At 69.6% G+C, this 19,171-nt stretch carries 17 protein-coding genes; 13 read left to right on the plus strand and 4 right to left on the minus strand.

What is annotated here, in order from left to right; all coding sequences use genetic code 11:
• Window positions 1-279: 279 nt before the first annotated feature.
• Window positions 280-1,542 (plus strand): DUF222 domain-containing protein, encoded by a 1,263-nt coding sequence (locus tag ABZY89_RS07670; protein ID WP_355226028.1) that lies wholly within the window; start codon window positions 280-282, stop codon window positions 1,540-1,542.
• Between the two features lie 184 nt (window positions 1,543-1,726).
• On the opposite strand, the gene ABZY89_RS07675 is transcribed toward ABZY89_RS07670, so the two are convergent.
• Complete coding sequence (locus tag ABZY89_RS07675) at window positions 1,727-2,638, minus strand: LysR family transcriptional regulator (RefSeq protein WP_141805810.1); 912 nt, start codon at window positions 2,636-2,638, stop codon at window positions 1,727-1,729.
• 153 nt (window positions 2,639-2,791) lie between these two features.
• On the opposite strand from ABZY89_RS07675, the gene ABZY89_RS07680 reads away from it, so the two are divergent.
• The 10 genes from ABZY89_RS07680 to ABZY89_RS07725 all read left to right on the plus strand — a co-directional run bounded on the left by ABZY89_RS07680 (window position 2,792) and on the right by ABZY89_RS07725 (window position 12,658).
• Window positions 2,792-3,787: a tripartite tricarboxylate transporter substrate binding protein gene (locus ABZY89_RS07680; RefSeq protein WP_355226030.1), complete on the plus strand. Its 996-nt coding sequence runs from the start codon at window positions 2,792-2,794 to the stop codon at window positions 3,785-3,787.
• A gap of 29 nt (window positions 3,788-3,816) precedes the next feature.
• On the plus strand, window positions 3,817-4,347 hold the full coding sequence (locus ABZY89_RS07685) for a tripartite tricarboxylate transporter TctB family protein (RefSeq protein ID WP_355226031.1): 531 nt from the start codon (window positions 3,817-3,819) through the stop codon (window positions 4,345-4,347).
• A 12-nt stretch (window positions 4,348-4,359) separates the two neighbouring features.
• On the plus strand, window positions 4,360-5,898 hold the full coding sequence (locus ABZY89_RS07690) for a tripartite tricarboxylate transporter permease (RefSeq protein ID WP_355226033.1): 1,539 nt from the start codon (window positions 4,360-4,362) through the stop codon (window positions 5,896-5,898).
• A 12-nt stretch (window positions 5,899-5,910) separates the two neighbouring features.
• The gene (locus tag ABZY89_RS07695) at window positions 5,911-6,306 is read left to right on the plus strand and encodes a universal stress protein (RefSeq protein ID WP_355226035.1); all 396 of its coding nucleotides are present in this window, start codon (window positions 5,911-5,913) and stop codon (window positions 6,304-6,306) included.
• On the plus strand, window positions 6,303-7,580 hold the full coding sequence (locus ABZY89_RS07700; RefSeq protein WP_355226036.1) for a glucarate dehydratase family protein: 1,278 nt from the start codon (window positions 6,303-6,305) through the stop codon (window positions 7,578-7,580). The genes ABZY89_RS07695 and ABZY89_RS07700 overlap by 4 nt, the downstream gene beginning before the upstream one ends.
• Window positions 7,581-7,717: 137 nt before the next feature.
• Entirely contained in the window at window positions 7,718-8,941 is a 1,224-nt protein-coding gene (locus tag ABZY89_RS07705) for a hypothetical protein (RefSeq protein ID WP_355226037.1), read from the plus strand.
• Entirely contained in the window at window positions 8,938-9,447 is a 510-nt protein-coding gene (locus tag ABZY89_RS07710; RefSeq protein WP_355226039.1) for a TRAP transporter small permease, read from the plus strand. The genes ABZY89_RS07705 and ABZY89_RS07710 overlap by 4 nt, the downstream gene beginning before the upstream one ends.
• Before the next feature lie 16 nt (window positions 9,448-9,463).
• The gene (locus ABZY89_RS07715) at window positions 9,464-10,759 is read left to right on the plus strand and encodes a TRAP transporter large permease (protein ID WP_355226041.1); all 1,296 of its coding nucleotides are present in this window, start codon (window positions 9,464-9,466) and stop codon (window positions 10,757-10,759) included.
• A 25-nt stretch (window positions 10,760-10,784) separates the two neighbouring features.
• Window positions 10,785-11,837, plus strand: a complete 1,053-nt coding sequence (locus ABZY89_RS07720; RefSeq protein ID WP_355226043.1) for a TRAP transporter substrate-binding protein — start codon at window positions 10,785-10,787, stop codon at window positions 11,835-11,837.
• Window positions 11,834-12,658: an NAD(P)-dependent oxidoreductase gene (locus ABZY89_RS07725; protein ID WP_355226045.1), complete on the plus strand. Its 825-nt coding sequence runs from the start codon at window positions 11,834-11,836 to the stop codon at window positions 12,656-12,658. Before ABZY89_RS07720 ends, ABZY89_RS07725 begins: the two co-directional genes overlap by 4 nt.
• 71 nt (window positions 12,659-12,729) lie before the next feature.
• Here ABZY89_RS07725 and ABZY89_RS07730 read toward each other — a convergent pair whose 3' ends face one another.
• From ABZY89_RS07730 to ABZY89_RS07740, 3 genes are all read right to left on the minus strand, one after another.
• Window positions 12,730-14,556, minus strand: coding sequence for a pectate lyase (locus ABZY89_RS07730; protein ID WP_355226047.1), 1,827 nt, complete (start codon window positions 14,554-14,556; stop codon window positions 12,730-12,732).
• 79 nt (window positions 14,557-14,635) lie between these two features.
• The gene (locus ABZY89_RS07735; protein ID WP_355226049.1) at window positions 14,636-15,319 is read right to left on the minus strand and encodes a FadR/GntR family transcriptional regulator; all 684 of its coding nucleotides are present in this window, start codon (window positions 15,317-15,319) and stop codon (window positions 14,636-14,638) included.
• A complete protein-coding gene (locus ABZY89_RS07740) occupies window positions 15,316-16,437 on the minus strand; it encodes a mandelate racemase/muconate lactonizing enzyme family protein (RefSeq protein WP_355226051.1) in 1,122 nt (373 codons plus the stop codon). The genes ABZY89_RS07735 and ABZY89_RS07740 overlap by 4 nt, the downstream gene beginning before the upstream one ends.
• 76 nt (window positions 16,438-16,513) lie before the next feature.
• On the opposite strand from ABZY89_RS07740, the gene ABZY89_RS07745 reads away from it, so the two are divergent.
• On the plus strand, window positions 16,514-17,761 hold the full coding sequence (locus ABZY89_RS07745; protein ID WP_355226053.1) for an alpha-hydroxy acid oxidase: 1,248 nt from the start codon (window positions 16,514-16,516) through the stop codon (window positions 17,759-17,761).
• Window positions 17,758-19,155: an FAD-binding oxidoreductase gene (locus ABZY89_RS07750; RefSeq protein ID WP_355226054.1), complete on the plus strand. Its 1,398-nt coding sequence runs from the start codon at window positions 17,758-17,760 to the stop codon at window positions 19,153-19,155. The genes ABZY89_RS07745 and ABZY89_RS07750 overlap by 4 nt, the downstream gene beginning before the upstream one ends.
• Window positions 19,156-19,171: the final 16 nt, after the last annotated feature.

Consider the following 19,171-nt stretch of genomic DNA (forward strand, 5'->3'; position numbering starts at 1 on the left):
GGTCCTTCGCGCTCGCGGTCCTTGACACCGGGGCCCGTCGAGAAAAGATTTGGCTGGCTATCGGGGCGGCGGCCCGGGTGTGGCGCGGAGAAGATCTTGTGCGATTGGTTGGCGTTGAACGACGTGAGGGTGGCCCTTCGGGCCACTTACCCTCCACAGATGCTAGGCCGTTCGCTCACCGCGAAAACCGGGTTTGACCTGGGGAAATGGATGGTCAGAGAAGGGCTGGAAGCGTAGAATCAGAGCCATCACAACACCTCTTTGAAGGGAGGGACGGCGATGAGTCTCGGCCGCGACATCAACCCCTGGGACACCAACCCCGGCGACGCGATCGACGCTGCCTTGAAGACCATCGAGACCGCCCTCCAAGACCTCTTGGCCACCGATCCAGCCTACTGGCGCACCGGGCAGAAGAAAGACCTCCTGGAGAGGTTGGAGAAGCTCCAAGCTCAGCAGACCGCGTTGAGACTGCGGGTGCTGGCCACGGCCGCTGACATCGCCGAGGAGACCGGCGCCAAGGATGCCTCCGGGTGGCTGCGAACCGAGCTCCTCGTCGACAAGGGCGCCGCTCGTTCGCAGATCAAGCTGGCAGCCGAAGTCGCGAAGTACGCCGTCGTGGCCGCCGGCCTCGCTGAAGGTGTCGTGTCCCTGGACAAGGCAAGAGTGATCACCCTAGCCCTCGACCAGATCGAGACCGATCCGGCGGCCAGCGCCGAGGACCTGATCCTCGCGGAGAAGCTGTTGGTCGACTACGCCAGCCAGTTGACGGCGAACGAGTTGAAGATCGTCGGACGACGGATCCTGAGCGAGATCGACCCCGAACGATTCGAAGCCGCTGAAGCCAAGGCTTTGCAGCGTGAAGAGGAGCACGCCCAACGGCGCACGTTCTTCTCCTCCCGCGACAACGGCGACGGCACCATCGACATCCACGCCCGCGTCTCCCGCGCCATCGGGATGCGGCTGCGGACCCAGCTGGACGCCCTGGCCCAGCCCCGGAAGCTCTCGGCCGAGGACAAGGGCCGCAAAGCGCCCTACGACCGGCTGCTGGGCCAGGCGTTCGCCCGGGTCATCGAGACCTACGACGTCGACCAACTGCCCCGCCATGGTGGCCACGGGACGACAGTGTTCATCACGATGAGTGTGGAGGACCTCCGCAAGGACCTCGGCACCGCAGCCCTCGGCTTCGACGGTCAGCAGATCACCGCCGCCGAGGCCCGGAGGATGGCCTGCAACGCAGACCTCGTCCCGGTCGTGTTGGGCACCGACTCCGAGATCCTCGACTTCGGCCGAACCGCCCGGTTGGCGTACCCGATCCAACACCGAGCACTCCGGCTACGAGACAAGTGCTGCCAAGCCGAAGACTGCGACGCCCCAGCAGCCTGGACCGAGGCCCACCACCTGAAACCATGGTCCGAAGGTGGTCGAACCGACCTGGGGAACATGGTCTTGTTGTGTGCGAGCGATCATCGCCGGATCCACGACCCCAACTACGGGTATGAGCGGCTCCCGAGTGGGCGGATCCGGTTCACCCGGCGTACCTGAGCGTGCTCCGTACGACCGCTCACTCATGCGTCTGCTTGTGAAGCATTCACAAAGTGTCATCGTCTTGTAAAAGCACGAGGAGGCCTTCTCCCGTCGAGGACCCGCCACCCCCGGTGCCCAGGCCCGTGCGCAACCCGAGGAATCCGCGCCAAACCCCGCCGCCGACCCGATAGCCGCGTAGGACCTACCGATTCATCTGGATGATCGCATCGAGAACCCGGCGTACGACCGGACTGACAGAGCCTCGCGCCCAGATCGCATGGAGCTCAACGGGACGCTCGGGGTCCTTGTCGAGACGGGTATCGCCGCCACCGTGCTCGATGGGACGGAAGACGACGCCTTCGACGTGGAGCGAGCTGGCCGAGACCGGGACGAAGCCGACGCCGCGCTCGGCGGAGACCAGGAGCATGGCGGTGAGGACCTGGTGCACGCGCTGCTCGATGCGGGGGTGGGCGTTGGCCAGGAAGCGTACGGAGAGCTCGTGGAAGTAGCGGGACTGCTGCGGGTGGTAGCCGATGACGGGTTGGCCCTCGAAGTCCTGCGGTGTGAGCGGTCGGTCGAGCTCGGCCAGCGGGTGGCCCTGCGGGAGTACGGCCATCAGCGGCTCCCGGGAGATGACCCTCGAGGAGAGCAGCTCGGTGTCGAAGGGTGGGCGGGCCAGGCCGATGTCGATCTCGCCGTGGCGGATGCCGTCGACCTGGGCCAGGGTGACCCGCTCGGAGAGCCGCACCTCGACGTCGGGGAGCTCGACGGTGAGGCGGCGCAGCAGGGGTCCCAGGATCGAGATGGCGGAGACCGCGGTGAAGCCGAGCCGGACCACGCCGGCGGCGCCGGCGTCCACCCGACGGGCCAGGTCACCTGCGCTCTCGACCAGGTTGAGCATCCGGTAGGCCTCATCGAGGAAGGCCGCTCCGGCACCCGTGAGAGCGACTCGGCGGTTATCCCGCTCGAGCAGCTGCGCACCGACGGCCTTCTCCAGCTTCTGGATCTGTCGCGACAGCGGGGGCTGCGTCATCCGCAGCCGTTCGGCCGCACGGCCGAAGTGAAGCTCCTCGGCGACAGCCACGAAAGAGCGCACCTGGTCGAGCGTGATCATCAGGCCAGAGTAGAGCACGATGCACCAGGTGGAACACTCTATGCCGAATCGGGCTTGGACCGGTATCGCTAAGACTCTTAGTGTCGGTGGTCACACGACGTCGGGCCATCCCCTGCCACAACCGAGCCCGGCCACCAGGACCTAGGAGCAACGATGCGTACGACAACCCACCTTCTCGCCGCGACAGCCGGCGTCGCGGCCCTGGCCCTCTCCGCCTGCGGTGTCGAGAACACCACCGGAGGCAGCGGGGACGGTGAGGAGTATCCCGCCGGCAACGTCGAGATGTACGTCGGTGCCTCGGCCGGCGGCTCCAGCGACCTGATCAGCCGGGCGGTCTCCAAGGGCCTCTCCGACGAGCTCGGTGCGTCCTTCCCGGTGATCAACCTGGAGGGCGCCAACGGTGCGCTCGCCGCCAACAAGGTCGCGAAGGCCGAGGCCGACGGCCAGACCATCGCCATCCAGAACGCCTCGCTCTTCGCCATCACGCCGCTGGCGGTCAGCGAGGACGAGGCCACCAGCCTCGACGACTTCGACGTCGTCCAGGGCGTCTCCCGCGACGACTACGTCATGGTCACCGGCCCGAAGAGCGGCTTCAAGACGCTCGACGACATCAAGGCCGCAAAGAAGAAGGTCACCTACGGCACCACCGGCGTCGGCACGGGCGCGCAGCTCTCCTGCGGCCTGACGTACGGCTCGGCCGGCGTCGACGCCGAGGCCGTGCCGTTCGACGGCGGCGCCCCGGCGCTGACCGCTGTGCTCGGCAACCAGGTCGACACCGCCTGCATCCAGGTCGGCGAGGCGATCGAGAACATCGAGTCCGGCAAGCTGACCCCGCTGAGCGTCTTCGGTCCCGAGCGGGTCGACTACCTGCCGGACGTCCCGACCGCCAAGGAGCAGGGCCTCGACGTCGAGGTCGCGCAGTACCGCTTCATGACCGTCCCGAAGGGCACCCCGGACAACGTCAAGGACGCCATCGCCGAGGCGATGCAGGCGACGTTCAAGACCGAGGAGTACCAGGCCTTCAACAAGCAGAACAGCCTCACCCCGATGGAGATCTCCGGCGACGAGGTGGTGACCCAGCTCGAGGAGGACAAGAAGCGGTACGCCGACCTGGTCGAGCAGTACGGTCTCAACCTCGGCGCGAGCTGACTCCCGCCCCACACGACGAAGGCATGACGATGAGCGACGGACGTACCCCCTCTCCTGACCAGGACATCCTGGCCGAGATCCAGGCCGAGGTGGCCCATGAGCTGGAGGAGGAACGACCTCCGGCCGGCGGACCGGTCTACCAGGTGGTGGGTGCGCTCGTCGCTCTCGTCGTCGGCATCGGCGGTGCGGTGCTCTCCTACGGCTATGGCCTGGGTTCGCTGCGCCAGCCCGGGCCCGGCCTGTGGCCGTTCGTGGTCAGCATCGCCATCACCCTGATGTCCGTGGCGCTGCTCGTCGTCGGACGCCGGCTGACCGACAGCGAGAAGTTCACCCGCTCCAGCATCCTTCCCGCGGTCGGCCTGGTCACGTTCATCGTGCTGGCCCTGCTGATGCCCGTGATCGGCTTCGAGATCCCCTCGCTGCTGCTGTGCGTCGTCTGGCTGAGGTTCCTCGGCGGGGAGTCCTGGCGCAGCACGATCATCACCTCGGTCGCCACGGTCGCCGCGTTCTACTTCCTGTTCCTCTACGGGCTGCGCATCCCGCTGCCCCACCTGTTCTGAGCGGAGCCCCCAGTGGACGTCAACGCATTCCTCGACGGCTTCGGGCTCGTCACCGAACCGCAGAACCTGCTCTACTGCCTGATCGGCGTGCTCATCGGCATGCTGATCGGCGTACTCCCCGGTCTCGGGCCGGCTGCCACGATCGCCATCCTGCTGCCGATCACCTACAGCATCGACCCGGTCTCCGCGATCATCATGCTGGCGGGCATCTACTACGGCGCCCAGTACGGCGGCACGATCACCTCGGTGCTGCTCCGGCTGCCAGGTGAGGCCTCATCGGTGGTCACCGTCTTCGACGGCTTCGCCCTCGCCAAGCAGGGAAAGGCCGGCACCGCCCTCGGCATCGCCGCGATCGGCTCCTTCGTCGGAGCGACCGTCTCCATCCTCGGCCTGACCCTGGTGGCGCCGCTGATCGCCGGCTGGGCGCTCAACTTCGGTGACCCGGAGTACGCCGCCCTGGCCCTGCTGGGCGTCCTGCTGGTCGCCACCATCGGCAACGGCAACAAGCTCAAGGCCATGATCGCGGCCGCGTTCGGCCTCCTGCTGGCCACGATCGGCCGCGACAGCTTCAGCGGCGCCGAGCGCTTCACCTTCGGCAGCCTGCAGCTGACCGAGGGCATCGACTTCGTGGTCGTCGCGATGGGTCTCTTCGGCGTCGGCGAGATCCTCTACAACCTCGAGGAGCGGCACGGGAAGCCCCACGTACCCGCCGCCGTGGCCAACATCTGGCCCTCCCGCAAGGACCTCAAGCAGTCCTCCGGCGCGATCGGCCGCGGCTCGGTGATCGGCTTCGTCCTGGGCGTGCTGCCCGGTGGCGGCGCGGTGATGGCCTCCCTGGCCGCGTACGCCACGGAGAAGCGGATCTCGAAGCACCCCGAGCGCTTCGGGCGCGGCGCCATCGAGGGCGTCGCCGCCCCCGAGAGCGCCAACAACGCCGCCGCGACCTCCTCGTTCATCCCGCTGCTGACCCTCGGCATCCCGGCCAACGCGTCGATGGCGATGCTCTTCGGTGCCCTGCTCATCCTCGGCATCTCGCCCGGTCCGCAGCTGGTCGAGGAGCGCCCCGACCTGTTCTGGGGCGTCATCAACTCGATGTACATCGGCAACCTGATCCTGCTCGTCCTGAGCATCCCGCTGGTTGGCATCTTCGTACGCATCCTGCGGGTGCGGCCGGCGATCCTGGCCCCGATCACCGCGCTGATCACGATCCTGGGCGTCTACACGATCAACAACTCCACCTTCGACATCTTCGTGATGATCGTCTTCGGCCTGATCGGCTACCTGATGAAGAAGGTCGGCTTCGAGCCCGGCCCGATGGTGCTCGCCTTCGTCCTCGGCTCGATCGTGGAGGACGGCGTGCGCCGCTCGATGCTGATCTTCGACGGTGACCCGACCGGGTTCTTCACCCGGCCGATCTCGGGCTCCCTCTTGGCCGCCTTCGTCCTGGTCGCCCTCTGGCCCGCCGCCAAGGCGATCCTGGCCCGGCGCAAGGCCGCCCCCGTCGCCGCCGACCCGACCGACCGCGACGACGTCGACACCCCGACCCGCTGAGAGAGGCACACCATGACCATCCTGATCGGTTACGTACCCACACCGGTAGGTGAGGCGGCCCTCGAGGCCGGCCTGGCCGAGGCGGCGGCACGCGGCGACGACGTCGTCATCGTCAACAGCCCGCGACGCGGCGCCACCGTGGACGCCGACCTCGTCGACGAGGCCGCGGCCGCGAAGCTCGTCGCCCGCGCCGCCGAGGCGGGGGTGAACGCCCGCGTCGACCACACCACGCACGGCGCCGATGTCGTGGAGACGTTCGACAATCTGGTCGCCTCGACCGGCGCCCGGCTGATCGTGATCGGCCTGCGCCGCCGCTCGCCGGTCGGCAAGGCGCTGCTGGGCAGCGACGCTCAGCGCATCCTGCTCGACGCCGGCGTGCCCGTCCTCGCCGTGAAGCCGACCGCATGAGCGCCGGCCCCAACGCCAGCCGCATCTCGAAGGTCGTCGTCACCCCGGTCGCGTTCGCCGACCCGCCGCTGCTCAACGTCGTCGGCGTGCACCAGCCGTGGGCCTTGCGCGCGATCGTCGAGCTGCACACCGACACCGGCCTGGTCGGCCTCGGGGAGACGTACGCCGACGAGACCCATCTCGCTCGGCTCGACGCCGTCGCTCAGGCGCTCCCGGGCTCGGACCCCTACGACACCCACGGCCTGCGACGGCTCGTCGTCGACGTACTCGGCAAGGAGACCGGCGGGGCTGGCGCCTCCTTCGGCGGCATGCTCGACGTCTCCTCCGCCGTCGACACCGTCTACTCCCCCTTCGAGGTCGCCTGCCTCGACCTGGTCGCCCGCGAGGCGGGGCGTCCGGTGAGCGACCTGCTCGGCGGCGCGGTGCGCGACCGGGTGCCGTTCAGCGGCTACATGTTCTACAAGTGGGCCGGTCACCCCGGGCAGCCCGACGACGACTGGGGCGAGGCGCTGAACCCCGAGCAGATCGTCGCGCAGGCGAAGCGGCTGGTCGAGGGCTGGGGCTTCGGGTCGCTCAAGCTGAAGGGCGGGGTGTTCCACCCCGACGAGGAGTGCGCCGCGATCGAGGCGCTCCGAGACGCCTTCCCCGACCTGCCGCTGCGGCTGGACCCCAACGGCGCCTGGACGCCGGAGACCTCGGTCAAGGTCGCCGAACGGCTGGCCGGCGTCGTGGAGTATCTCGAGGACCCCACCCCCGGGATCGAGGGGATGGCGCAGGTCTCGGCCCGCACCGACGTACCTCTGGCCACCAACATGTGCGTGATCGCCTTCGAGCACCTCAAGCCGGCGATCGCGGCCGACGCGGTCCAGATCGTGCTCTCCGACCATCACCTGTGGGGCGGGCTGCGCCAGTCGGCGCTCTTGGGCGGCATCACCGACACCTTCGGGATGGGCCTGTCGATGCACAGCAACTCCCACCTCGGCGTCTCCCTGGCAGCGATGGTCCACCTGGCCGCCGCGACCCCCAACCTGACCTACGCCTGCGACACCCACTATCCGTGGAAGACCCAGGACGTCGTACGCCCCGGAGTGCTCGACTTCAGCGGCGGCTCGATCACGGTGCCGACGGGTCCGGGCCTGGGCGTGGAGCTCGATCGTGACCTGCTCGGTGAGCTGCACGAGCAGTACCTCAGCTGCGGTGTGCGCCGCCGGGAGGACACCGTCTACATGCGTTCGTTCGAGCCGGATTTCACGCCGAACACGTCACGCTGGTGACCCTATTGGCCAATACCGTCAGGGTATCGCCTGATGCGATAAGTGGCTTGGACACGAATCGCGCATCCTGACAGTCTCCTGTGACCGGGGCCACACGTGGGCCCGGTCACAGTACGACGAGCCAGGAGCAACCACCGGTGACACAGATCGACAGCGGCGAGACCGGGGCAATACTGCCAGTACCGGTCGTCGGCTATGCCTACCCCTGGGACGTGATCGGCGATCCGACGTTCGCCGACCGCGCCCGCAGCCTCGGAGTCACGAAGGTCGCCCTCGCCGCGGCCTACCACACCACCCGCGCCGCGACCCCGCTCCACCCCGAGCACCGGATCGTCGAGGCCCGCAGCGCGGCGCTCTACCGCCCGGTGCGCGCCGAGGCGTGGGCCGGCGCGCGGCTGGTGCCGCCCGCCGCGACCTGGGTCGCTGTGCAGGACTCTGTGGCGGCCGACCCCTACGGCGAGGCCGCGAGCATCCTCGCCGAGGCGGGGTTCGAGGTCGCCGCCTGGATCGTGCTGACCCACTCCACCCTCCTCGGTGAGGCCAACCCGGACCTCGCGGTCGTCAACTGCTGGGGCGAGTCCTACCCCTACGCCCTGTGCGCCCGCCACGAGGACGTCCGCCGCTACGCGGAGACCCTGGCCGCCGAGGCCGTACGCGACACCCCGACCAGCACGGCCATCCTGGAGGCGTGCGGCCAGCTCGGCTTCGGCCACGGCGGGCACCACGAGAAGACCGACGGGGCCTACGACGCCGCCACCCAGCAGCTGCTCTCGATCTGCTGCTGCACGGCCTGCCGCGAGGACTGGGCCGGCCGGGGGCTCGACGCCGAGGCCACGGTCGCGGCCCTGCGCGCCGCGACAGGTGCCGACGCCGCCGGCGCGACGGTGGACACGACGACCCTGGACACGATCCTCGCCTCCCGGCACGCCTCGGCCGACGAGCTCCGCCACCGGGTGATCGCGGCCGTCCGCGAGGCCGCTCCCGAGGTCGTCGAGATCGCCCTGCACGCCCAGCCCGACCCCTGGGCCACCGGCGCCAGCCCGGGCCTGACCCCGACCACGGCCGACGACGTCGACCTGGTCGTCTCCTTCTGCTGGCCGACCACCGAGGCCTCGGTGGAGACAGGGCGTCAGCTCGTCCAGGCAGTCGACGGGAAGGCAGCGGCTGCTGCGTACGTCACCGTTCTCCCGCCGACCACCGAGGACGCCTTCGGTGGCCATGTGCGGGCGCTGGTCGATGCCGGGATCGACCAGATCCACCTCTACCACCTCGGTCTGGCGGGCGCGGACAGGCAGCACCTGCTCGCCGAGGCGACCAAGGTCCCCCACCATCGCCGCGACGAGGACGGAATGACTCGATGAGCAACGACACCGGAACATTCAGGCGCGCCTGGCGCGCGATCGACAGGGTCTTCGAGATCCTCTGCATCCTGTGCCTGGTCGCCACGCTGCTGATCGTGCTGTGGCAGGTGTTCAGCCGTGAGCTGCTGAACAACTCCCCCAGCTGGAGCGAGGAGACCGCCCGCATCCTGCTGGTCTGGCTCGGCTTCCTCGGCGCCGTGATCGGCTTCCGCGAGGGCGCCCACATCGCGGTCACCTTCCTGGTCGACAAGTTCCCCGAGACCATCCAGGCCGTGATCGGCCGCGTCGTCCAGGTGCTGCAGCTCGGTTTCGGGCTCTTCCTGGTCGTCCAGGGCAGCCAGTTCGTGGTCGACGCCCAGCACGCCACCCTGCCGGGCACCGGCCTCCCCCGCAGCGTCTCCTACCTGGTGATGCCGGTCGCCGGCGTCATGCTCATCCTCTACACGACCCTCCAGGCCTTCGGCATCAACACCCAGCGGTACGCCGAGTCCGACGAGACCGACTGAGCCAGGAGCCTCCCCCATGCCTATCGATCCTCTTGCCATCACGATCCTGCTGGGCGGCTTCGCCGTCCTCGTCGTCCTCCGCATCCCGGTGGCCCTGGCTCTCGCCCTTGCCGCCGTCTTCGAGGCCCTCTACATCGGCCTCCCCCTGACCACCGTCGGCCAGCGCATGGTGGCCGGTCTCGACACCTTCGCCCTGCTCGCGATCCCGTTCTTCATCCTCGGCGGCGAGATCATGGGAGCCGGCGGCATCTCCCGTCGGCTGATCGCCCTGGCCGGGCTGCTCGTCGGCTGGGTGCGCGGCGGTCTCGGGATGGTCAACATCGGTGCCAGCACCTTCTTCGGTGCCCTGTCCGGCTCCTCGGTCGCGGACGTCTCCGCGATCGGGTCGGTGACGATCCCGATGATGAAGAAGCGCGGCTACGACACCGACTACGCGGTCGCCGTCACCGTCTCCGGTGCCACCCAGGCGGTCATGATCCCGCCGAGCCACAACCTGATCATCTACTCGATGGCCGCGGGCGGCGTCTCGATCGGCGCCCTGTTCACCGCCGGCATCATCCCCGGGATCCTGCTCGGCGCGTCGCTGATGATTCTGGCGTACATCCTGGCGGTCAAGCGCGGCTACCCGAAGGAAGAGCTGGTCCCGCTCAAGGACGTCCCCAAGATCGTCAGCGACGGGCTGCTCAGCCTGCTGATGCCGGTGATCATCCTGGGCGGCATCCTGAGCGGCCTCTTCACCGCGACCGAGTCGGCGGCGATCGCCTGCCTGTACGCCTTCATCCTGACGTTCTTCGTCTACCGTGACATTCCGCTCAAGGCGATGATCCCGATCCTGCAGAGCGCCCTGCGCACGCTCGGCGTGGTGCTGTTCATCATCGCGGCGGCAGGTGCCTTCGGCTACTTCCTGGCCTTCCTGCAGGTCCCGGCGCTGGCCACCGACGCCCTGCTGGGCATCTCCGACAACGTCGTCGTGGTGCTGCTGATGATCAACCTGCTGCTGCTCGTGCTCGGCGCGATCATGGACATGGCCCCGCTGATCGTGATCATGACGCCGATCCTGCTGCCGGTCGCCACCGGGCTCGGCATGGACCCGGTCCAGTTCGGGATCATGCTGGTCCTCAACCTGGCCATCGGCCTGATCACCCCGCCGGTCGGCAACGTCCTCTTCGTCGGCTGCGCCATCGGACGTACGTCCATCGAGAAGGTCATCAAGACAGTGGCCCTCTTCCTCATCCCGATGCTCATCGTCCTGATGCTGATCACCTACGTCCCGTTCTTCTCGCTCGCCCTCCCCGACGCGCTCGGACAGTAACTCCACCTCTCGAAAGGAACCACCCGTGAACACCACATCCCCCAAGCCGGTTGCCCGGCGCTCCCTGTTCAAGGCAGGCGCCTTCGGCGCCGCGGCCGTCGCCGGCGGCCTCGCGCTCAGTGCCTGTGGCGGCGGTTCCCTCGCCGGCAGCGGCGGCGGAGGCGGCGGCTCGAAGACCTTCAAGCTGGCCGAGACCCACCCCGACGACTACCCGACCACGCTGGGCGACAAGAAGTTCGCCGAGCTGGCCGAGAAGTACAGCGACGGCCGGATCAAGATCCAGGTCTACCCCAACGCTCAGCTCGGCGAGGAGTCCGACGCGATCGAGCAGGTGCAGATGGGCTCGATCGAGATGACCCGGATCAGCTCGGCACCGATGGGCGAGTTCGTGCCCGCGATGGGGCTGTTCAGCCTGCCGTACCTCTTCGACGACGCCGACCACCTGTGGCGCTTCCTCGAGAGCGAGAGCGGCAAGAAGCTGCTCGGCGAGGCCGACGGTGCCGGTTTCAAGGGTCTGGGCTACTTCGACCCCGGCGCCCGCAGCTTCTACACCTCGAAGAAGCCGATCAAGGCGCCGGCGGACGTCAAGGGACTCAAGATCCGGGTCCAGGAGTCGCAGGTGCAGATCGACTTCATCAAGGCCCTCGGCGGCTCCCCCACCCCGATGGACTACGGCGAGGTCTACAGCTCGCTGCAGAGCGGGCTGCTCGACGGTGCCGAGAACAACGAGCCGTCCTACTACTCCGCGTCCCACTACGAGGTGGCGCAGAACTACACCCTCGACCGGCACATGCGCGTCGCCGAGGTCCTCCTCATCAACAAGGACACCTGGGCCGGGCTCGACACCAAGGACCAGGAGGCGCTCCAGAAGGCCGCCGACGAGGCCGCCCCGTTCCAGCGTGAGAAGTGGGACGCCCAGGTCGAGGCCGACCTGGGGAAGCTGCGCGGTGAGGGCGTCACGATCAACGAGATCACCGACCTCGCCCCCTGGCGCGAGGCCACCAAGTCCGTCATCGACAAGCACGGCGCGGACCTGGGCGAGTACATCTCCGCCGTCGAGGAGCTGCGCACCGCATGACGCAGACTGTTCTGATCACTGGGGCCAACGGTGTCGTGGGGCGGCTGATGCGCACCCGCCTGGCCCGTGAAGGCCGGGTGCTTCGGCTCCTCGACATCGCACGTCCCGAGGATCCCGCCGAGGGCGAGGCCGTCGAGGTCATCGAGGCGTCGGTGACCGACGAAGCGGCGATGCGCGCCGCCTCCGAGGGCGTGGAGGCGATCATCCATCTCGGCGGCATCAGCGTCGAGGCCCCGTGGGAGGACATCCTCTCGGCCAACATCGACGGCACCCGCGTGGTCCTCGAGGCCGCCCGGGACGCCGGGGTGGCACGTGTGGTGCTCGCCTCGAGCAACCACGCGGCCGGCTTCTACGACCTCGACGACGCACCCGCCGAGGGGCTGGCCGCCGACGTCTTCCCGCGACCGGACACCTACTACGGCGTCAGCAAGGTCGCGATGGAGGCGCTCGGCAGCCTCTTCCACGACCGCTACGGAATCGACGTGACCGCGCTGCGGATCGGCTCGTGCTTCGAGAAGCCCTGGGACCGACGCTCGCTGTGGACGTGGATGTCGCCCGACGACGGCGCCCGGCTCCTCGAGGCGTGCCTGGCCACCCCCGAGCCCGGCTTCCGGGTGGTGTGGGGCATCTCCCGCAACACCCGCAACTGGTGGTCCCTGGAGGCCGGCGAGGCGATCGGCTACCACCCGCAGGACGACTCCGAGGTCTACGCCGCCGAGCTGCTCGGTGACGCGATCGACGACGGCCCGCAGGGCCCCGAGGAGCGCCTGGCCGGAGGGAAGTTCTGCTTCACCCCGCTGGGTGAGCACCAGAAGAAATAGGCCCCCATGGGGAACGGGTGGTCCGGCTGTCGCCGGGCCACCCGTTCCTCTTTTCAGGGTCAGTTCAGGGGTCAGGAGGCAGCGGCGCGGATCAGCGTCCCCAGGTTCGCCACGAACGTGGAGGTGTTGATCAGCTGGGGCGGCTCGGCCGGCTGGTAGGGCGGCACTGCGGGCGGGTTGTCGGAGGGATAGGGCGAGGTGTCGAAGGTGTCCCCGACGTGCTTGCTCATGTAGGCCTTCCCGTCATAGGGATGCCGGGTGCCCGGACCGCGGAACGGGTTGGTGACCGCCTCGGCCGCGGAGAGCCAGTAGTCCTTCTCGCCGAGGTCGGCGATCACCTCCGCGACCTCGGTCTCCTCGGGCGCCTCGACCTCGTGGGAGGTGTCGCGGAGCAGCTCGAGGAGGCCCAGGTCGTGCAGCGAGAAGAACGGCGGCAGATCGTACGTCGGCACGGGAGTCAGCGGTGAGCGCGCGACCAGGTCGGCGACCTCGGCATCGGTGAGCGCGCTGAGCCGGTCGTAGTCGGCGCGCAGGCGTGCCTCGGGCACCGACCGGCCACCCGAGTAGTGGCTGAGCGTGTCGTGGTGGTCGTAGTCGTAGTAGTAGGCGCCGTTGACGATGTTCGACCCGAACCGGTGCACGAACAGCGCCCGGTTGCTCCCCGGCTCGACGAAGGTCGGGTGCGTCCGGCTCGCGATCAGCGGGTTCTCCGCCCGCTGCTGGGCGGTCAGCCGGCAGCTCGCCAGCCAGTCCAGCGCTGCCGGGACGCCCTCGAGGAACGTACGGTCGCCGGTGAGCTGGAAGTAGGTGAAGAGCTGCTCGACGTTGGTCTGGGTGGTGTGGGTGGTCAGCGCGCGCGGCTCGTAGGAGCGTCCGGCGGCCACCGCGCCCGCCGGACGTCCGTCGCGGTCCTCGGCGAGGTGCTGGAGTCCCCAGCCGGCCTGGGGCGCGGGCTGCTGCATGCGGCGTACGCACTCCATGGCCCGGCGCACGGGCTCGACGAGGTCATCCCGGCCCAGGGCGACGACGCACATCAGCAGGAGCTTGATGTTCTCGCCGAGGACGTTGTCGTTGAAGGTGACGTGCTGGGTGTAGTCGCCGTCGACCATCCCTTCGCGGGCGTCCTCGGGGAGCCACGACGGCAGCTTCTTCGGCCACGGCATCTCGGTGGTCGCCTTCGGGTCGACCGGCCACCGCTGTGGCCAGCCACCATCGCCGGCGCCACCGGTGATCTGGGCGTCGGTGATGAAGGCGATCACCTTGTTGAGCGACCGCTTGAAGCCGCGGTCACGCGGGTCGAGCAGGTGCAGCCGCAGGATCAGCTGGCCGGCGGTCGAGGTGGCCGCGTCATCGAAGGTCGAGTTGTCGTAGAGGTGCTGGAACTCCTCCAGGCGCCAGCCGTTGATCCCGATCGACTCGTACCAGCGCCGCAGCGACTTCGAGCCCGCGAAGTCGTGGATGTAGTTCCAGCCGCCCTCGGGGCGCTGCGCACGGACGAGGGCCCGGCCGGTGCGCCGGGCGGCGTGCAGGAACCGCTTCTCCCCCGTGGCGACGTACGCATCGAGCAGGGCGTGCCCGACGGTCGGTGTGCCTGGCGGCTGGACCCAGCACATGGTGCGCCGGGCCTCCATCTCGCCCCAGGTCAGCGAGAGGTCGGGGCGGTAGCTCCAGACGTAGGCGCCCTCGTAGGACACCGTCTCGTCCATGTAGGTCGCCGCCCGGAGCATCGCGTCACGAACGGAGTTGGAGGTGGGCGTGGCGGCTGCGGCGGAGGTGGTGAGGCCGACGGTGGTGACACCGCTCGCGGCGCCGAGGAGCGGCGCGGCCGTTGCTGCTTGGACAAGCCGACGCCGGGTCAGTGTCGAGCTCGGTGGGGACTTCTTCGCAGGTGAATTCATCCCTCAATCGTGACGAGGCTCACACCTCGTGAGCCAATACCGATGCAGACTCACGCGATGCCCATGGGGGCAACGTGTTTCACTGCCTCAGACGGCGGCGGGTGCTGCCCAGATGTACCCGCATCGCGGCCCGGGCGGTGTCGGCGTCACCGGCGAGGATCGCGGCCGCGATGTTGTCGTGCTCGCGCTGCACCCGCTCGACGTGGAGCGCGTCGCTGGGCGAGTAGGCGTCGCCGAGCCGGGTGCGGGGCAGCATGATCATCATCGGGCCCAGCGAGTCCATCAGGTCGAGATAGAAGCGGTTGCCGGTCGCGGCCGCGACGGCGCGGTGGAAGGCGAAGTCGGCCTCCACCGCTCCGTCGGGATGCGCGGTGGCCAGCGCGGCGAGCGCCTCCTCGATGGCGCGCGAGCCCTGCTCGTCGAGGTGGGCGGCGGCCAGGGCCGCCGCCTCACACTCCACGCCGAGCCGGAAGTCGACCATGTCGAGCACGTCGTGCTGGGTGCGGATCGCGGAGGACTCCAGCGCGAACGGCGAGGGCTCCGGCACCGCCAGGACGAAGGAGCCGCGCCCCTGGAACGTCTCGACGAGGCCTTCGGCGCGCAGTCGGGTGACCGCCTCGCGCGCCACCGTCCGCGACACCCCGTAAGTCGCGACCAGGTCGGACTCCGAGGGCAGCTTCGCCCCCGGAGCGAGGTCCCCGGCCAGGATCTGGTCCTTGACCCCCGAGACGACACGGTCGGCGAGCCCGGCACTGACTGTCATACCGAGAACTTAGCCGTCTCCACGGTGAGCTTGCGCATCTGGTCGCTGAGCGTGAAGCCGAGACCGGGACGGTCCGGCACCCACATCTGGCCGTCGTGGATGTCGATGCGCTCCTCGAAGAGCGGGTTGAGCCACTCGAAGTGCTCGACCCACGGCTCGGTCGGGTAGGCCGCGGCCAGGTGCAGGTGGATCTCCATCGCGTAGTGCGGCGCGAGCGCCAGACCGGCGTGGGCGGCGAGGGTGGCGAACTTCAGGAACGGGGTGATCCCGCCGATGCGCGGCGCGTCGGGCTGCACGATGCCGCGGTAGCCGGCGTCGATGAGCGCCATGTGCTCGGGCACCGAGGTCAGCATCTCACCGGTCGCGATCGGGGTATCGAACGTGCGCGACAGGTCGGCGTGACCGACCGCGTCCCAGGCGTCGAGCGGCTCCTCGATCCAGATCAGGTCGAACTGCTCGAGCTCGCGGCACATCCGGCGGGCGCGGGCGCGGTCCCACTGCTGGTTGGCGTCGACCATGAGCGGAGCGTCACCGAGGTGCTCACGCATCGCCGCGACGCGGCGCAGGTCCTCGGCCCAGTCGGGCTGGCCGACCTTGATCTTGATGCCGCCGATGCCGGCCTCGAGCGACGCGGTGGCCTTCTCCTTGATCTCCTCGACGCTCGCCTGAAGGAAGCCGCCGGAGGTGTTGTAGACGCGGCAGGAGTCGCGGTGGGCGCCGAGGAGCTTGGCCAGCGGCAGGCCGGCACGGCGCGCCTTGAGGTCGTAGAGCGCCACGTCGAGGGCGGCCACGGCCTGGGTCGCCACACCGCTGCGACCGACCGAGGCGCCGGCCCACATCAGCGACTCGTAGATCTTGGCGATGTCGGAGGGGTCCTGGCCGATGGCGACCTGGGCGATCTCCTTGAGGTGGGCGTACTGCGCCGGGCCGCCGGCGCGCTTGGAGTAGCTGAAGCCCATGCCCTCGAAGCCCTGCTCGGTCGTCACCTCGACGAAGAGCAGCACGGTCTCGGTGAGCGGCTTCTGCCGCCCGGTGAGCACCTTGGCGTCACTGACCGGGTTCTCGAGCGGGAGGACGACGTGGGAGAGAGTCAGTGACGTGATGCGGTCGGCGGCCATGGCGGGATGCTCCTCGATGGGCTAAGTTGTATGACAAGTTCAGAACTTATCCGATGAGTGGTGAGGAGTCCAGAGCGTGGCCGCCGATTCTCAGGTTGTCCGGCAAGTCGTCCGGCAGGTCCCCCGATGGCGCGATCTCGCGCCCTTCCTGAGGCCGCGGCCGTTCCGGTGGCGGGCGACCGACCGCCGGCTGGCCCGCTGCCTCAGCGTCGACGACCTGGAGCGGGCCGCGCGCCGGCGGGTGCCGACGGCGGTCTGGGACTACGTCTACGGCGGCTCGGACGGCGAGCACGCGATGCGCCGGAACCGGGCGGCCTTCGACCGCGTGGAGCTGCGGCCCACGGCCTTCGGCCAGGTGGGCGAGCCGGAGGTGCGTACGTCGATCCTCGGGCAGCCTGCCGCGGCACCCATCGTGCTGGCGCCGACCGGCTACACCCGGCTCAGCCACCACACCGGTGAGCGGGCGGTCGCCGCGGCGGCGGCCGCTGCTGGAGTGCCCTACACGCTCTCGACGTACGCGACGACCTCGATCACCGACGTCGCCGACGCGGCTCCGCAGGGGCGCAACTGGTTCCAGGTCTACCTGATGAAGGACCGGGCGGTGACCCTGGACCACATCACCGAGGCGGCCTCGCAGGGTTATGAGGCGCTGATGCTGACCATCGACACGACAGTGACGGGGATGAAGCGCAAGGACAAGCTCAACGGGTTCGCGATCCCGCCCCAGCTGAGCCTGCGTACGTTCGCGGACATGACCCGCCATCCCGGCTGGGTCGCCAACATCCTGACCACCGAGCCGCTGCGGTTCGCGACCTTCCCCGAGGGGTCGCACTACGGCCGCTGGGGCATGTCCAACGAGCTGCGCGAGCAGGCGATCCGGCCCTCGGACATCGGCTGGCTCAAGGAACACTGGAACGGCCCGGTCGTGGTCAAGGGCGTGCTCTCGGTCGCCGATGCGGTGGCTTGTGTGGACGCGGGAGCCGACGCGCTGGTGCTCTCCAACCACGGCGGCCGCCAGCTCGACCGCGCCCCGGTGCCGCTGGAGCTGCTGCCGGCCGTGGTCGACGCGGTCGGCGACCGGACCGAGGTGTACGTCGACTCCGGCGTCCGCTCCGGCGGCGACATCGCGGCGGCGCTCGGCCTCGGCGCCCGCGGCGTGGTGATCGGCCGGCCCTACCTCTACGGCCTGATGGTCGCCGGGCAGCAGGGGGTCGACGCCACCCTGACGCTGCTGGTCGAGGAGCTGCGGCGGGCGATGTGCCTGCTCGGCACTCCCGACATCGCCGCGATCGGCCCCGAGCACGTACGGCTGAGGTCGGCATGAACCTCGTATCCGACCTGCGCGCCGCCCTCGGCGAGAGCGCCGTGCTGACCGATCCGGCCGACATGGCGGCGTACGTCACCGACTGGACCGGCAGCTTCACCGGCACCGCCCTCGCGGTGGTGCGCCCGGCCTCGACCGAGCAGGTCGCGACCGCGGTCCGGCTGTGCGCGGCGGCGGGCGTCGGGGTCGTCCCGCAGGGCGGCAACACCGGCCTCGTCGGCGGCGGCGTACCGGACTCCGGCAGCGACCAGATCGTGCTCTCGCTCGGCCGGATGCGCCGCGTCCGGGAGGTGGACGCGGTCGCCGACACCCTCACCGTCGAGGCCGGCACCCCGTTGGCGACCGTCCAGGAGGCCGCCAGGGAAGCCGGGCGGCTCTTCCCGCTCTCCCTCGGCTCGGAGGGCTCGTGCACCATCGGCGGCACGATCGCGACCAACGCCGGCGGCACCGCGGTGCTGCGCTACGGGATGATGCGCGAGCTGGTGCTCGGCCTCGAGGTCGTGCTCCCCGACGGCCGGGTCTGGGACGGGCTGCGGCCGCTGCGCAAGGACAACACCGGCTACGACCTCAAGCAGCTGTTCATCGGCTCCGAGGGCACTCTCGGCATCGTCACCGCGGCGGTGCTGCGGCTGCTGCCGGCGACACCGCGCCGGGCGACGGCGTTCGTGGCGCTGGAGTCGGTGGAGGCGGCCACCTCGTTCCTCCCCCTGCTCCGCGAGCACGGCGGCGGGCAGCTGACCACCTGGGAGCTGCTCGGGCGCCAGGCCGTCGACCTCGTCCTCGCCCACGTGCCGGGCGTACGCGACCCGTTCACGGACCGGCACGAGTGGTACGGCCTCGTCGAGCTCGCCGGCACCTCCGCCGACGTGGACGAGCGGCTCGAGGAGGCCCTCGCGGCCGCCGCCGAGCAGGGGCTGCTCCTCGACGCCGTGGTCGCCGGCAGCCCCGCTCAGCGCGAGTCGCTGTGGGCGCTGCGCGAAGGCGTCTCGGAGGCGCAGAAGAGCGAGGGCGCGACCCTCAAGCACGACGTCACCCTGCCGATCACCGCCCTGTCCCGGTTCGTCGCCGAGGTCGGCCCGGCGCTGCTCGCCGCGCTGCCGGGGCTGCGGCTGGTGACGTACGGACACATCGGGGACGGCAACCTGCACTACAACATCTCAGCGCCCGTCGGCGACGACGCGGCGCTGAAGCGGGACGCTCCGACCTTGACCCGGATCGTCTACGACGCCGTCACGGCGCTCGGCGGCAGCATCTCCGCCGAGCACGGGATCGGCGCGCTCAAGCGGGATGCGGCCGCTGCGTACAAGACGGGTGTCGAGGTCGACCTCCTGCGAGCCGTCAAGCAGGCGATCGACCCCGACGGGGTCATGAACCCCCGGAAGGTGCTGGCCTGACGCTTCCGCTGGTCGA

The organism is Nocardioides sp. NPDC006303, assembly GCF_040613175.1.
Classification (GTDB): domain Bacteria; phylum Actinomycetota; class Actinomycetes; order Propionibacteriales; family Nocardioidaceae; genus Nocardioides.

Excerpts from the sequence above, each read along its gene's own strand:
- ABZY89_RS07670 (WP_355226028.1), top strand. The coding sequence starts at position 280 with ATGAGTCTCGGCCGCGACATCAACCCCTGGGACACCAACCCCGGCGAC.
- ABZY89_RS07675 (WP_141805810.1), bottom strand. The coding sequence starts at position 2,638 with ATGATCACGCTCGACCAGGTGCGCTCTTTCGTGGCTGTCGCCGAGGAG.
- ABZY89_RS07680 (WP_355226030.1), top strand. The coding sequence starts at position 2,792 with ATGCGTACGACAACCCACCTTCTCGCCGCGACAGCCGGCGTCGCGGCC.
- ABZY89_RS07685 (WP_355226031.1), top strand. The coding sequence starts at position 3,817 with ATGAGCGACGGACGTACCCCCTCTCCTGACCAGGACATCCTGGCCGAG.
- ABZY89_RS07695 (WP_355226035.1), top strand. The coding sequence starts at position 5,911 with ATGACCATCCTGATCGGTTACGTACCCACACCGGTAGGTGAGGCGGCC.
- ABZY89_RS07700 (WP_355226036.1), top strand. The coding sequence starts at position 6,303 with ATGAGCGCCGGCCCCAACGCCAGCCGCATCTCGAAGGTCGTCGTCACC.
- ABZY89_RS07710 (WP_355226039.1), top strand. The coding sequence starts at position 8,938 with ATGAGCAACGACACCGGAACATTCAGGCGCGCCTGGCGCGCGATCGAC.
- ABZY89_RS07715 (WP_355226041.1), top strand. The coding sequence starts at position 9,464 with ATGCCTATCGATCCTCTTGCCATCACGATCCTGCTGGGCGGCTTCGCC.
- ABZY89_RS07725 (WP_355226045.1), top strand. The coding sequence starts at position 11,834 with ATGACGCAGACTGTTCTGATCACTGGGGCCAACGGTGTCGTGGGGCGG.
- ABZY89_RS07730 (WP_355226047.1), bottom strand. The coding sequence starts at position 14,556 with ATGAATTCACCTGCGAAGAAGTCCCCACCGAGCTCGACACTGACCCGG.
- ABZY89_RS07735 (WP_355226049.1), bottom strand. The coding sequence starts at position 15,319 with ATGACAGTCAGTGCCGGGCTCGCCGACCGTGTCGTCTCGGGGGTCAAG.
- ABZY89_RS07740 (WP_355226051.1), bottom strand. The coding sequence starts at position 16,437 with ATGGCCGCCGACCGCATCACGTCACTGACTCTCTCCCACGTCGTCCTC.
- ABZY89_RS07750 (WP_355226054.1), top strand. The coding sequence starts at position 17,758 with ATGAACCTCGTATCCGACCTGCGCGCCGCCCTCGGCGAGAGCGCCGTG.